The following is a 14,857-nucleotide window of genomic DNA, read 5'->3' as shown; positions in this document are numbered from 1 at the left end:
TCGTTGCCCGACGCGCAACCTATCCGGGTTAATTTTGTCCATACTAATTACTGTATCTAGTTAGCCTATTCAAGGAGTTCATGGAAATTCAACCCAAAATTGCCATTAGAAATTTTATACTAGGTTTCGAGACAAGTATTAGGATGGTTTTCAAGTAATCTTTACCGAGAGAACATAATGTATCCTCGGCATATTCCTAAATTGGCAAGAAAACCAAACTATCACTAGCTTGGGGTTAACCAAATCTTCCCACATTCTACCGCACTTGTCATTTGAAACGAAGTGAATAAATGACAAGTACGTGATAAATGGTTTGAATGTTTTTTTCTCAGGCCCAATGTAAACCGTTTGGGTTTGCACCCTCGGGCAACGATAGAGCCAAGTAGCCCACAGTAACCCGACGGCGATAGCCTAGGGGGACGAGGACTACAGGCGATAGCGTGACCTGAACGCCCTTTGCCGATAAATTAGGGATTGCACAGGGTTGTATGGGCGGAAGGGGCCCGCCAAAGTAAATTAATAGGTTCAAAAAAAAAGGTGTTCGAAGTTAAATCCGAACACCCTATGGAATGGTTGAATGGTCTATTTCAAGGTAAAGCTGGATGCCGCTGCAGGAACTCCATCGATATAAATTTCAACGATATAGGTTCCGGAGGCAAAAACTCGGTCTTGCTCTTCGTACACCAGGCAAATGTCAACTTTCTCGTTGGCATAATTTACTTCCTGCATAGCGGTGTAAAGGACTTCTTCATTGCTTCCGGCTAATTTAAAAGAACCTGAGCCGCCGCTACGATTTCCAAGAGGCAATCCATCGGGAGTGATTATTCGTAGATACACGTTTTTGTTACCAACCTGAGCAATTTTATTTTCGAGGATGCTGAAACAAGTTTCAATTTTATTGGTACGTTTTGCTAAGAGGGTTTCCACGTATTTGCCGTTTCCTTTGCGTTTAGAGATACCCACTTTGATGTATTCAGCTTTCAGGTTTTCGGCAGTTTTTACCTTTTTAAACAAATCTAGGTTTTCGGTAATTACTTCATTGAGAGAATTGTTTAAGGCTTTGTTTTCATATTTTAATTGGTCATTTTCTTTCAATAATTGGTCAATGGATTCAAGGTAGGAATCTTTTAGTTGTTTCAATTCTTCCAATTCGGCTTTTAACTTTTTATTGAGTTCTACCAGGTTTTTCTCGGTGGCAATCAGTTGGCGAATTTTGCTTTCTTTTTCACCAATTTTGGCATTAGCCATTAACAAAAGGCTATCCATTTTTTCGGAAAGTCCTTTGTATTTATTGAGGTCTAAACTTGTTTGAGAAAGCTCATTGGAAATTTCGACCCTAACGGCAACTAAACTGTCGATTTTCACTGAGTCGTTTTGGACAGTAACCTGGTTCTTTTGAAAAAGGTAGAAATTTACTCCAAGAGAGCCTAGGAGTAAGAGAAGCAATAAAATGGGCAGGGTGCGATTTTTTGAAGAATCCATTGAAAAAATTTTCAACAAACCTAGGAAGAAAATCAGCAAAAAACAACGACCAATGAAACTTTTTTGACTTTTTTCAATTAAAATTAACAGGATTTTGTTGGAAAATCCTTATTATTGTGCGTTTCACCATAAAATGCTGCAAAAAATAAAACGATCGATAGCGTCGACCCGAAGGATATTTATCTGGAGGGTGCTTGTTTTTTGCCTGTTTCTACCCTTCCGGAATCAAGCTCAATTGGTCATAAGTCCGGGCTCTACTCCGGCTCAGTTAATTTCTGCCTTCGCGGGTCAGGGATTAACAGTTACCAATTTCAATATTAATTGCAATGCACAGGCCTACGGAACTTTTACCAACTCCGGTGGTAGTTTGTCCATGCAAAATGGAATTATTCTTACTTCAGGTTATGCCACTAATGCTATTGGTCCCAATACTTCAACCGGTATTTCTGGAGCTTTTGGTACGGTTTATAATGATGCGCAATTGCTTTCTATTGACAACAGGGCAAATAGGGATGTTTGTATTATGGAGTTTGATCTTACTCCCCAATGTAATTCTTTGCAAATTCGATTTGTATTCGGGTCAGATGAATATCCTGAGTATGTAAGTTCCAATTACAATGATGCCTTTGGTTTTTTTATAACCGGACCAGGACCTAATTGCTCCGGACCTGCCTACAATAATACCAATGTTGCTACGCTGCCAAATAATACTACCACTGTTACCATTGATAATGTGAATCAATGGAACAACAGTGCTTATTACGTAAATAATTCCGGAGGTTCATCCATACAATACGATGGTATAACCACCACCCTTACCAGAACGGTAACCCTTTGTCCCTGCGCCACCTACCATTTTAAAATTGCCATTGCCGATTCTTATGATTGGGCCTACGATTCAGGCGTGTTTATTGATTTTATTCAATGTTCGAATCCATTACAGGCAACAACTTCAGTAACTGCACCTGTTTGTGGTTGCACGGGAACAGCTACTGTAAACGCCAGTGGCGGATTGCCTCCCTATTCCTACCTGTGGAGCAATGGACAAACTACTCAAACCATTTCCAATCTTTGTCCTGGAAGTACTTACAACGTTACAATTAATGACCAATTGTCATGTACAGTGCCGGTAGTAAAAACTGTGACCATTCCTAATTCCGGAGCAAGTTTAACGGTGGGTACAAGCCAAACCAATGTAACTTGCAATGGGGGGAATAATGGAACTGCTACTGCCAATCCTTCCGGTCAGCCTGGTCCTTACACTTATAGTTGGAGTCCGGGTGGACAAACCACCCAAACCGCTACAAATTTGAGTGCCGGAACCTATACTGTTACAGCCACAGCCTCTAATGGTTGTTCCAATACTGCCAGTGTAACAATAACGGAGCCCACTGCAATTACCGCCACTCAAACCTTTACCAATGTTAGTTGTTTTGGGGGATGTAATGGAACTGCCGGGGTAACAGCATCGGGAGGAAGTGGAAGTTATACTTATTCCTGGTCACCATCAGGAGGGAGTAGTGCAACAGCAAGCGGTCTTTGTCCGGGAAACTATACCTGTACCATTTCTACCGGTGTAGGTTGTTCCATCACAAAGAATTTTACAATTAGCCAACCTACTGCACTCTCGGCTACCAATTCACAAACCAATGTCAGTTGCAATGGCGGAAACAATGGAAGTGGCACAGTGGTAGCTTCCGGAGGAACTCCCGGTTATACATACTCCTGGTCTCCATCCGGTGGTACAGCAGCCACAGCAGCCAACCTGGCAACAGGGACCTATACCTGCACCATAACCGATGCAAATAATTGTACAACAACGCAAACTTTAACCATTACCCAGCCAACTGCTCTATCGGCAACCCAAACACAAACCAATGTAAGTTGTAACGGTGTATGTGATGGAATAGCCTCTGTAACCCCAAGCGGAGGAACCGGGGCATTCACCTATTCCTGGTCTCCTTCAGGCGGAACAAATGCAGGTGCAACCGGTTTGTGTCAAGGAAATTATGTTTGCACCATCAGTGATGCCAATGGTTGTCAAATAACTAAAAATTTTACCATAACCCAACCTGGCCTATTAACCCTTTCAGCCTCTGCAACTGCAGTAAGTTGCAATGGAGGAAGCAATGGAGGTATGAGTGTTATAGCATCAGGAGGAACTCCCGGATATACTTATTCATGGCAAGGAAATGTTTCCACTTCTTCGTTGGCAAGTGGATTGATAGCAGGCAGTTATACTGTGCAGGTGCAAGACCAAAACGGATGTTCTGCAACTGCCTCAGCCACTGTAACTCAGCCCACCCTATTAACAGTAGCAATTCCATCTAATACCTCTGTTTCCTGTTTTGGAGGGAACGACGGAACTGCTACTGCACTAGCATCAGGAGGCACTCCAAATTATACCTACTCGTGGACCGGCGGTGGAGGTAATTTGGCCACCGGAATTGGATTTACACAAGGTAGTTTTACGGTAACCGCCACGGATGCGAATGGTTGTACAGCCACCAATACGGTGAACATTACACAACCTACTCAACTAACAAGTTCAATCACTTCCAGCACCATGGTTTCCTGTTTCGGCGGCAACGATGGTACAGCCACAGTAACAGCTTCAGGAGGGACAGCTCCATATACGTATTCCTGGGATAATGGTGGGAACCAGGCTAGTGCCACCGGATTTCAGGCAGGATTGCATTCCGTAACCGTAACAGATGCCGAAGGTTGCACCAGTACCGCTTCCATAAACATAACCGAACCAAGCGTTTTAAGTGTAAGTGTACCGGCTAATACACCGGTAAGTTGCAATGGAGGAAATGATGGGTCGGCTACAGCTTTGGCTTCCGGAGGAACAAGCCCTTACAGCTATAGTTGGACATCCGGAAGTAATACCGCAATAGCCAATAATCTTTCTGCGACAAGCTATACAGTAACTGCCACAGATAGCAAAGGATGCACCGCAACAGCATCCATTACCATCCAACAGCCAACACAGGTAGTTGCTACTATTGTTTCAACAACCGATGTTGCATGTTCCGGAGGAAGTGACGGTTCAGCGACAGTAAGTGCTTCGGGGGGAACACCTGGTTACCTCTATTCATGGACTAACGGAGACCAAACGGCAACAGCATCCAACTTGAGCATTGGAAGTTTCACAGCTACAGTAACAGATGCCAATGGATGCAGTACTACCGCCGTGGCTACTATTATTCAACCCAGTGCCTTTTCGGTTTCAATTTCCGCTTCAACGCCTGTTTCTTGTTTTGGTGGTTCGGATGGAACCGCAACAGCAATTGCCAATGGTGGGATTAATCCATATAGCTATTCCTGGAATAATGGAGCAACCACAGCAACTGCCACAGGTTTACCGGCAAATACCTTTACCATCACAGCTACAGATGCCAATGGATGTAGTTCAACTGCCTCCACGACAATAACTGAACCTACTCAATTAATTGCCTCAATCGTTTCTACTACCGATGTTTCCTGTTTTGGTGGTAATGATGGAACTGCAAGTGCCACTGCCAACGGTGGTACTGCGCCCTACACCTACCAATGGCCAAATGGAATCAGCGCCGCAAATACAGCCAACCTCAGTGTAGGCAACTATACTGTTTCCGTAACAGATGCTAATGGTTGCTTAAGTTCAGCAAGCGCAAGCATTTTTGAACCAAGTTTACTGAGTGTGACTATTCCAACAACTACAGCAGTTTCATGTTTTGGAGGAAATGATGGCACTGCAACAGCTCAGGCAAGCGGGGGAACTCCGGCTTACACCTATTCCTGGACAAATGGCGATAATACAGCCACTGCAAGCAGTTTGAATGCAACAAGCTTTTCGGTAACAGTAACCGATAGTAAAGGTTGCACTGCAACAGCCAATACTACCATTACAGAACCAACTCAGGTAGTGGCAAGCGTTGTTTCAACAGTTGATGTTTCCTGTTTTGGCTATGCTGATGGAAGTGCTACTGTTTCAGCCAATGGTGGAACTTTACCATACGCCTATTCCTGGTCCAATGGAGACGTTCAGTCACAAGCAACAGCATTAATTGCCGGATCATATACTGCTACCATAACCGACGGAAATGGTTGTTCAACAGTTGCAACGGCATTAATTAATCAACCACCTTTGTTTGTCGTATCCATCCCAACCACAACTCCTGTTTCCTGTTTTGGCGGAAACGACGGAAGTGCTCAATCTTCGGTTGTGGGTGGAGTAGCCGGGGTTAGCTATCTGTGGTCGGATGGGACAACGAATTCCAATGCGGCTTCCTTAACTGCAGGAAACTATACTCTTACTGCCACAGATGGTAATGGATGCACAGCCACTATTTCCACCACCATTTCTGAACCAAGCGTATTAACTGCTACCATCACTACTTCAACGAATGTTTCTTGTTTCGGAGGAAATGATGGTTCTGCAACCGTAGCAGGAAACGGCGGAATTGCACCGTATACCTATTCCTGGTCAAATGGCGGAAATAGCAGCCAGGCTACAAGTTTAAGTCAGGGTTCTTATACGGCTACTGTTACTGATGCCAACGGATGTACAGCCACTGCAACAGTAAATATTACAGAACCGACGGTTTTATCGGTTTCTGTTCTTTCCACCACTCCGGTGAGTTGTTTTGGAGGGAATGATGGAACGGCCTTGGCGCAAGCTAACGGTGGCACCTTGCCTTATAGTTATTCATGGTCGAATGGTGATGCCATTGATCAGGCGTCCAATCTGAATGCCACAACCTTTACCGTAACTGCAACGGATGGGTTGGGATGTGTAGCAACTGCTACTACCACCATCACCGAACCCACCTTGTTAGTGGCAACTATTCAATCTACCACCGATGTAAGCTGTTTTGGATTGGCCGATGGTACTGCATTGGTAAATGCTTCAGGAGCTTTGCCACCTTATTCCTATTCATGGTCAAACGGAGATTTGTTGGCTCAGGCTAGCAATTTATCGGCAGGAACTTACATTGCAACAGTTGTGGATGCCAATGGGTGTCAAACTACGGCTTCAGCTCTTATCAACCAACCTGCTTTGTTTGTAGTAAGTGTTCCTGGTTCTACCAATGTATCCTGCAATGGAGGAAACGATGGAACAGCTTCTGCCTCGGTTACCGGAGGAGTGGCAGGTGTAAGCTACTTTTGGTCAAATGGAAATACTACCTCCACAGCATCCAATTTAGCAGCAGGAACATTTACCATTACAGCAACTGATGGTAATGGTTGCACAGCAACTGAAACTATTACTATTACGGAACCAACAGTTTTGCAACATTCCATTGCTTCCACTACCAACGTATCTTGTTTTGGAGGAAGCGATGGCACAGCTACCGGAGCTGCTAGCGGAGGCACACCTCCCTATACCAATACCTGGAGTAATGGACAAACCAATATCATTACTGCTACCAACCTTTCTGCTGGGGTTGTAACTTCTACCCTTGTTGATAACAATGGCTGCACAATAACCATTTCAACTACCATCACTGAGCCAACTCAACTTTCAGTTGCAATAACAGCAACAACAGATGTATCGTGCAATGGTGGTAATAATGGCAGTGCAACCGCATTAGCATCAGGAGGTACCCCAAATTATTCCTATGTTTGGACCAATGGAGACCCATTGGACATAGCCTCCAATTTAAGTGCAGGCACTTACACTGTTACTGCTACTGATGCAAATGGATGTACCTCCACGAATTCTGCTACAATTTCAGAGCCTACCTTGGTTCAGGCAAGCATACCTTCCTTTACCAATGCCTCTTGCTTTGGCTATTCCGATGGGCTAGCAGAACTTTCGGGTTCAGGTGGAACTCCTCCTTATTCTTTTAACTGGTCAAATGGAGCTGTAGGTTTTCAGGCAATCAATCTCGCTGCCGGGATTTATACCGGAACTATTACAGATAATTTAGGTTGTATAGCTACTGCTCAGGTTACTATTGGTGAGCCTGCTTTATTCCAGGTAGTGGTATCAAACACCACGGCAGTTTCATGTTTTGGTGGAAGTGATGGAACAGCAAGCGCTACAACCCAAGGTGGAACTTCCCCGGTTAGTTTGGTTTGGAGTAATTTAGATCAGGGAAATACTGCTACTCAATTACCTGCCGGTCCTATTTCTGTGAATGCCACAGATAACATGGGATGTATTGCTACAGCACAGGATCTTATTGTTGAACCAACCCAATTGGATGCCATAGTTTCTGCCATTTCGGATGTAAGTTGCAACGGAGGTTCAGATGGAAGTATTACCATTCAAATCAACGGAGGAACGCCTGTTTATTCGGTTTCCTGGCCAAGTGGCAATACCGGTTTGATGGAAACCAATTTAAGTATTGGAAGCTATATGGCTTCCATAACAGATGCGAATGGATGCCAAACTACTGTTTCAGGTTCCATCTCTGAACCTACACCGGTGATTGGAGCCTTAGATGCCACCTCAGATGTGACTTGTTTCGGGCTGTCAGATGGTTCTGCTCAGGTTTCCGCAAGTGGAGGAACCCCATCCTACCAGTTCATTTGGTTTGATGCCTTGGATGCTGCTTCCAGAAGTGATTTGCCGATGGGTCATTACGACGTTCAAGTAGTTGATGCCAATGGTTGTCAATCCATGATAGGTTTAGATATTGTTGAGCCGGCATTACTTGAAATACCTTCTGTGATTGTAACAGATGCCAGTTGTTACGGACAATCCAATGGTGCTGTAAATATTTTGGTTCAAGGTGGAAGTTTACCCTATTCCTTCCAATGGTCAAATAATAGCCAAACAGAGGATATTATTAATGTTGCAGCAGGAACTTATTCAGTAGTTGTTACCGATGGTTATGGTTGTACAACCGGTACAACTCAAACAGTAAATCAACCAACAGCCGTTGATTTGAGTCTTGATTCGACCAATATTTCGTGTTTCGGTTTTGCCGATGGTACAGTAACAGCATCCGTAACCGGGGGCACCGGTCCGTTTTCATACTTGTGGAACACTGGAGCAAGTACTTCTTCTTTATCCGGTGTACCTGCCGGAATTTACTGGGTTGTTGTTACCGATGCACAAGGTTGTTTTTTAAGAGATACAGTCACCCTGGTTCAGCCTGAGGAACTCCTTGGAAATCTTTCATACCAGGATGTAAGTTGTTATGGGTATAGCGATGGTAGCGTAGAATTAAGTTTGCAAGGTGGAACGGAACAATATTCCATACTATGGAGCACCGGATCCACAGAAACTGCCATTTTTAATATTCCTGCAGGAATATATTCGGTTAGTGTATTGGATAGAAATGGCTGTGAATTGGATTTGGTAACCGGTATTTCACAACCTTCTCAAGTGGTAGCTGAAATTCAATCAGAAAATGATATTTTACCCATGGAAGAATTTCAGATTGATGGCATTGCTTCAGGAGGTACCCCAGGTTATACTTACCAATGGGAACCGGCCTATTTAAACGAATGCGATACCTGCCATCAAATTACCGGACAGGTCAGAAATGAAACGGATATTGTGCTTCAGGTAATGGATACCTCCGGTTGTATTGCTTATGATACCGTTCATATTCGAATTTTAGAAAATGTTATTTGGGTTCCCAATGCCATTTCACCCAATGGAGACGGAAAGAACGATGTGTTTAAGGCTTATGCCCCACCGGGAATTAAGTCCTTTACCATGCGTATTTTCAATCGTTGGGGTGAGCAAATCTTTAAAGCAGATGATATTGACGATGGCTGGGATGGATCATACAAAGGAACCATGAAATCTGACTTGTATGTGTACCACATTGAAGTTAAATATCCCAATGGAAATTCCACATCCAAATCGGGTACTGTAACTGTTTTATAACCCCAAAATTCTGAAATAGAAATCGTTCTGAAATCCTTGTATTTGAAGTGATTACAATCCGAAATAGAATTCTATTGCAGATTTTGAGATAATTTAGATTGGAGCATTCTGGATGGAATAGAAGTGGTAATTTTCCTTTTCATTTCCAAGTCATTGGCAGAAGAGTAAAAGCTATGCTATTAATTTTTTACCACCCGAAATTTCAAATTCGAGAAATTTCCGCTAAGTTCTAAGGTGTAAATTCCGGGAAGCACTGCACTTACATCCAAGCGTCCGTCTGCATTTATCCATCCTGATAGAACTTTTTGTCCTAGGTAATTGCTAAGTTTCCATTCGCTAAATGGGTTGGTAATTTCCAATGGAAGTTGAAGATAGTTGGAAGTAGGATTGGGCCAAGCGTTTTTCAAAACCGTTTGTTTGGATGAGATACCTGATAAGCAGGGACGAATATCTAGTAAAAACAACCCATTTTGCATGTCGGATGCTACAACCAGACCATCTTCGAAATCCACGTACGCCCCCCAATTTCCTCGGTAATCGCCTGTATTAGTTGCCGGAGTTGTTTGCCAATGGGTGTCAAAATAACCCAGCCTGACCGGATTGGAAGGATTGGACATGTCGTAAATTTGCGTGCCATCTTCATAGTTTGAACATACACAAATTTTAGAATCGCCAATAAAATATGGATTGTGTGGAGTGGTAGAGTCGGAACTGTTAAAGTATGCAGTAACATAAGGTTGGGTGATGTCTTCCACATTGACAACCTTCGCTGGAAGGCTATTCGGAACTTCATCCATCATAACTAGGGTTTTCCCATCTTTTGACCAGGTGGAGCTGTGGTTGTAACCTGCATGGTCATATACGGAAAGTGTGGTTATCAGACTAAATCTGTTTTGGATACTATCGTACTTCAGAATGGACAAACCCTGGTAAGCAGAGGAAGCGAAAATGGTATCATTTCTCACCCACATATCGTGTACCTGACTAATGTTTGGGAAATCTTCATCCAAACGACGAAGCAATAACGGTTTTTCCGGATTGGCTAAGGAATATACATTCATTGCCGAGTAGGTGGCATTTTGGCCAGCCGAATGCACACTGGCGCAATACAATTTATTACCATCAATAAAAATGGTATGTGTTCTGGCAAAAATACTATCACTGTTATGCACCAAATGAACCGAATCAGGTAAATAACTTAAATCACCGATTTGAAATTTATTGGGATACCCGTCATCACTAACAATGTAAACATAGTTTTTGTAGGTTTTAATTTCTCTCCAAATACAGTTTATTCGGGAACCGGGAATTTCCCATTTGAATTCCAATTGATTGGGGTTGGTAACTTCAATAACGTGGGTAGCCCGCGATGATCCAATTATCGCATACCGCCGGCCGGATTGTGGATTTTCCCAACCAAAACAACCATTGTATCGAATACCAAGTTGTGGCTCCGGTACAATATCTGGATTATCCCAATGACCATACAATCCCACATTTTCAAAATCATACTCTTGTGAAAACAAGGGTTGAACAATCACCAATAAACAAAAAAGGAAAAAATAGCGCATAATTTATGGTTGAAAAACAGCTCATTAGTTAGAGCATGCCGTTGAACAAAGGTACATACTTCCCTTTATTTTTGTCCCGATGCGGCATACAATCTTTTGGCTTGGGTTACTTCTCCTTTTTTCATGTAAGGAGCGCAATTCCATTTCAGATAAGAAAGTTTTCCGGTACAACGAACCTAAAGGTATTACTTCCCTTGACCCGGCTTATGCACGAAGTATGTCAAATACCTGGGGGATTAATTTATTGTTCAATGGCTTAGTACAATTAGATTCTAATTTACAGGTTCGCCCGGCCATTGCAAAATCATGGACCATTTCTGAGGATGGAAAAACGTATCGTTTCTTGCTTCGAAACGATGTTTTCTTTCATTCCGATCCTTGTTTTGGTGATCAACAACGTCGAAAGGTAAATGCTGGCGATTTTGTTTATTCCTTTCGCCGAATTCTCGACCCTACTATTGCCTCACCGGGTAAATGGGTGTTTTCCAATTTGGAGGAGAACCTTGAAAAGGCATTGGAGGCACCGAATGATTCTGTATTGATTATACGGCTCCGAAAATCCTTTCCTCCTTTTCTTGGAATGTTGGCCATGCATTATTGTTCTGTGGTACCTAAGGAGGCTGTACTAAAATATGGAAAAGATTTTCGAATGCATCCGGTTGGAACCGGGCCTTTCCGGTTATTTATTTGGAAGGAAGGCGTTAAGTTGGTAGTTCATAAAAATCCCGATTACTTTGAACGAGATGAACACAACCAAGCATTGCCCTATTTGGATGCGGTTTCCATCACCTTTGTCAGCGATGCCCAATCTTCCTTTATGTCATTCGTACAAGGAAAAACAGATTTCTTAAATGGATTGGATGATGGAAGTTACAAAGATGCCATCCTCACTCGTTCAGGTGAATTAAAACCGGAATTCAGGGATAGGATTTATCTCAAACGGTCAGCATTTCTTAACACCGAATACCTTGGGTTTCTTGTTTCAGACACTGCTCGAGAGGCCTATCAAAGTCCGGTAACCAATCTCTTTTTTCGTCAAGCAGTTAATTACGCCCTGGATCGAAAAAAAATGATTCATTATTTGCGAAATAACATTGGCATTCCGGGCGAGAACGGTTTGGTTCCCCCTTCTTTATATAAAAACCGAAAAGATGGAATTTCCGGGTATTCCTATAATCCTGCCAAGGCAAAGGAACTGCTTCAAAAGTCAGGCTATTTGAAAAATCCTCAACCTGTAAAATTGTACATTACAGCTCAATATGCTGATCTTTGTGAGTTTATTCAGCACCAGCTTCATGAAATTGGAATTTTGGTTCAGTTGGAAGTCAATCCTCCTGGAACCCATGGGGAGTTAGTGGCCAAATGCCAAGCGCCGTTTTTCCGAAAATCTTGGGTAGCTGATTACCCGGATGCTGAAAACTATCTTTCTTTACTCTATTCTCCTAATTTTACTCCTAACGGGCCCAATTATACCTTGTTTTCTAATCCTGATTTCGACCGGATTTACCAAGCATCTTTGCAGGAGGTTTCAGATCAAAAACGTGAACAAATGTATGCTGCATTGGACAGTTTAGCCCTGGAACAGGCTCCAATGGTAGTATTGTATTACGATGAATCCTTGAGGTTTTTGAATAAACGGGTCAAACAATTGCCCAACAATCCGCTTAACTTGCCCGATCTGAAACGTTGTGTGGTAGAAGATAGGCAACGTTAAAAAAAGTAAAGCCATTACTTTTTCAAAAATCTACTTCCAAATGGCCCCTCTAAAGTTGTATTTTCGCCTTTCGGAAGTTTATCTATGAAAAAATTTCTTCTTCAAACCAAACTTTGGCTTATCGGTGTAATAGCCGTTCCGGTCCTATTGATTTCGGCTAACCGTATCGATGACCAATACTTCGAAATATCCAAAAACCTCGATATTTTTTCTACCCTATTCAAAGAGCTCAACCTCTATTATGTGGATGAAATCAATGCAGGTGATTTTATGAAAAATGGCATTGAGGCAATGCTGGAAGGATTAGACCCTTACACCAACTATATTCCCGAAAGTGATATTGAAGATTATCGGTTCATGACTACAGGACAATATGGTGGTATCGGTGCCATTATTAGGGCAAAAGACGACAAAGTAGTTGTGGCTGAACCTTATGAAAATTCTCCAGCAGCCAAAGCAGGATTACAAGCTGGTGACATCCTCCTTGAAGTAAATGGAAAAAGTACTCAGGGTAGAACCTATGACGAAATTAGTTCTGTATTGAAAGGACAACCCGGTACCGATGTTAAAATTACCGTTGAAAGGCCCGGACAACCCGGTAAACTTAACTTCAATGTAAGCCGGGAAGAAATTAAAGTGAAAGCCGTTTCCTATTCCGGAATGCTCAATAATCAGGTGGGCTACATCAATCTGAATTCTTTTACCGATAACTGCTCCGGTGAAGTAAAGGAGGCTTATCAACAATTAAAGGCCAATAACAAGCTTCAGGGACTGGTGCTCGATTTGCGCGGAAACCCCGGAGGATTGCTCAAAGAAGCAGTTAGCTTGTGCAATCTCTTTATTGAAAAAGGACAAACAGTTGTATTTACCAAAGGGAAAGTGCAGGAGTGGAATGCAAACTATAAAACCCAAAACAGCCCGGTGGATACTGAAATTCCGTTGGTGGTTCTGGTAAATAGTGGTTCGGCATCGGCTTCAGAAATTGTTTCAGGCACATTCCAGGATCTTGACAGAGCCGTAATCCTTGGTCAGCGAACCTATGGAAAAGGTTTGGTTCAAACCACTCGTCCATTAAGTTACAACACCCAACTCAAGGTTACTACGGCAAAATATTATATCCCAAGTGGAAGATGTATTCAGGCCATTGATTATGGAAATAGAAATGAGGATGGTTCAGTAGGTAAAATTCCTGATTCATTGATTTCCCGCTTCTACACGCTTAAAAGCAAACGTCCGGTTTATGATGGAGGTGGAATTACTCCGGATATCGCCATGGAACCGGAGTTTTACTCTGAAATCTCGAAAGCCCTCATTGAAAATAACCTGGTTTTTGATTTTGCTACCCTTTATCGAATTAAACACAAAACAGTGGCTCCTCCTAAAGAATTTCAAATTTCAGATGAGTTGTACCAAGAGTTTTCAGACTATATCAAAAAGCAAGATTTTAAGTATGAAAGTCAAAGTGAACTGGATCTGAAATTGTTAAAAGAAACCGCTGAAAAGGAAAAGTACTTCGATTTGATTAAAAAGGATTACGAAGAAATAGCTAAAAAGCTCTCGCCCGATAAGGAGAAAGACTTGGTTCTGTTCAAGGCCGAAATTTGTCAGCTTTTGAAAAGTGAAATTTTAAGCAGATATTACTACAGCAAAGGTCGTGTAGAATGCATGTTGAGCGATGATCCTGAAATTAAAAAGGCCATCGAAGTTATTCAGAATCCGGCGACTTACAAGTCCAAACTTACCGACGTTAGCGATCAATCGCCTTTAAAAGATAAGGTTAAGGATTTTCAAATTAAATCGAAAAAGAAAGGCTAAGTCTGTTCCAATAGGTTGTCAATAACCTAGGTTGGCCCCCAAGTCAATCATAACAAATGGCCTGTTTATTAAACCCAAATTTATCAAGAGAAGGATTCCTAATCCGAACTACTTGATATTTTTGGGTTTACCCCGAGTTAAGAATTAGTAAAGTGTAATCTGGGTTGAAATTTCTTGTATGCGGGCCCCCTCCGCCCATCTAGCTTTTTATTAAGTCCAAAACTACCTGCACGGGCGTTCGGGTCACGCTATCGGCTGTAGTCCTCGTCCCCCTAGGCTAGCGCCGTAGTGGGCCTGTGGGCTACTTGCCTCTATCGTTGCCCGAGGTGCAAACCCAAAATTGCTTGCTTAACCCCAAACTGACAAGTGCGGTGGAATGTTGAAAGATTCCGGTTAACCCCGAGCTAGTGATAGTTAGTGCCGAGGTTACATTATGTTAGA

At 42.6% G+C, this 14,857-nt stretch carries 5 protein-coding genes; 3 read left to right on the top strand and 2 right to left on the bottom strand.

Features of this window, described 5'->3' with window-relative positions; translation table 11 throughout:
- Positions 1–582: 582 nt before the first annotated feature.
- Positions 583–1,482: a hypothetical protein gene (locus tag K1X82_12155; protein MBX7182857.1), complete on the bottom strand. Its 900-nt coding sequence runs from the start codon at positions 1,480–1,482 to the stop codon at positions 583–585.
- A gap of 133 nt (positions 1,483–1,615) precedes the next feature.
- On the opposite strand from K1X82_12155, the gene K1X82_12150 reads away from it, so the two are divergent.
- On the top strand, positions 1,616–9,316 hold the full coding sequence (locus K1X82_12150) for a choice-of-anchor L domain-containing protein (GenBank protein MBX7182856.1): 7,701 nt from the start codon (positions 1,616–1,618) through the stop codon (positions 9,314–9,316).
- A gap of 179 nt (positions 9,317–9,495) precedes the next feature.
- Here the strand turns inward: K1X82_12150 and K1X82_12145 are convergent, their stop codons facing one another.
- The gene (locus K1X82_12145) at positions 9,496–10,887 is read right to left on the bottom strand and encodes a choice-of-anchor B family protein (GenBank protein MBX7182855.1); all 1,392 of its coding nucleotides are present in this window, start codon (positions 10,885–10,887) and stop codon (positions 9,496–9,498) included.
- A 79-nt stretch (positions 10,888–10,966) separates the two neighbouring features.
- Between K1X82_12145 and K1X82_12140 the strand changes: the two genes are divergently transcribed.
- Entirely contained in the window at positions 10,967–12,601 is a 1,635-nt protein-coding gene (locus K1X82_12140) for an ABC transporter substrate-binding protein (GenBank protein ID MBX7182854.1), read from the top strand.
- An 84-nt stretch (positions 12,602–12,685) separates the two neighbouring features.
- Entirely contained in the window at positions 12,686–14,416 is a 1,731-nt protein-coding gene (locus tag K1X82_12135) for a S41 family peptidase (GenBank protein MBX7182853.1), read from the top strand.
- The last annotated feature ends 441 nt before the right edge of the window (positions 14,417–14,857 follow it).

This window comes from Bacteroidia bacterium (genome assembly GCA_019695265.1).
GTDB lineage: Bacteria > Bacteroidota > Bacteroidia > JAIBAJ01 > JAIBAJ01 > JAIBAJ01.
The sequence above is the reverse complement of the archived record's forward strand: the minus strand, read 5'-3'. Positions and strand labels throughout refer to the sequence as shown.

Coding starts and splice junctions, on each gene's coding strand:
- K1X82_12135 (MBX7182853.1), top strand. CDS start 12,686: ATGAAAAAATTTCTTCTTCAAACCAAACTTTGGCTTATCGGTGTAATA.
- K1X82_12145 (MBX7182855.1), bottom strand. CDS start 10,887: ATGCGCTATTTTTTCCTTTTTTGTTTATTGGTGATTGTTCAACCCTTG.
- K1X82_12150 (MBX7182856.1), top strand. CDS start 1,616: ATGCTGCAAAAAATAAAACGATCGATAGCGTCGACCCGAAGGATATTT.
- K1X82_12140 (MBX7182854.1), top strand. CDS start 10,967: ATGCGGCATACAATCTTTTGGCTTGGGTTACTTCTCCTTTTTTCATGT.
- K1X82_12155 (MBX7182857.1), bottom strand. CDS start 1,482: ATGGATTCTTCAAAAAATCGCACCCTGCCCATTTTATTGCTTCTCTTA.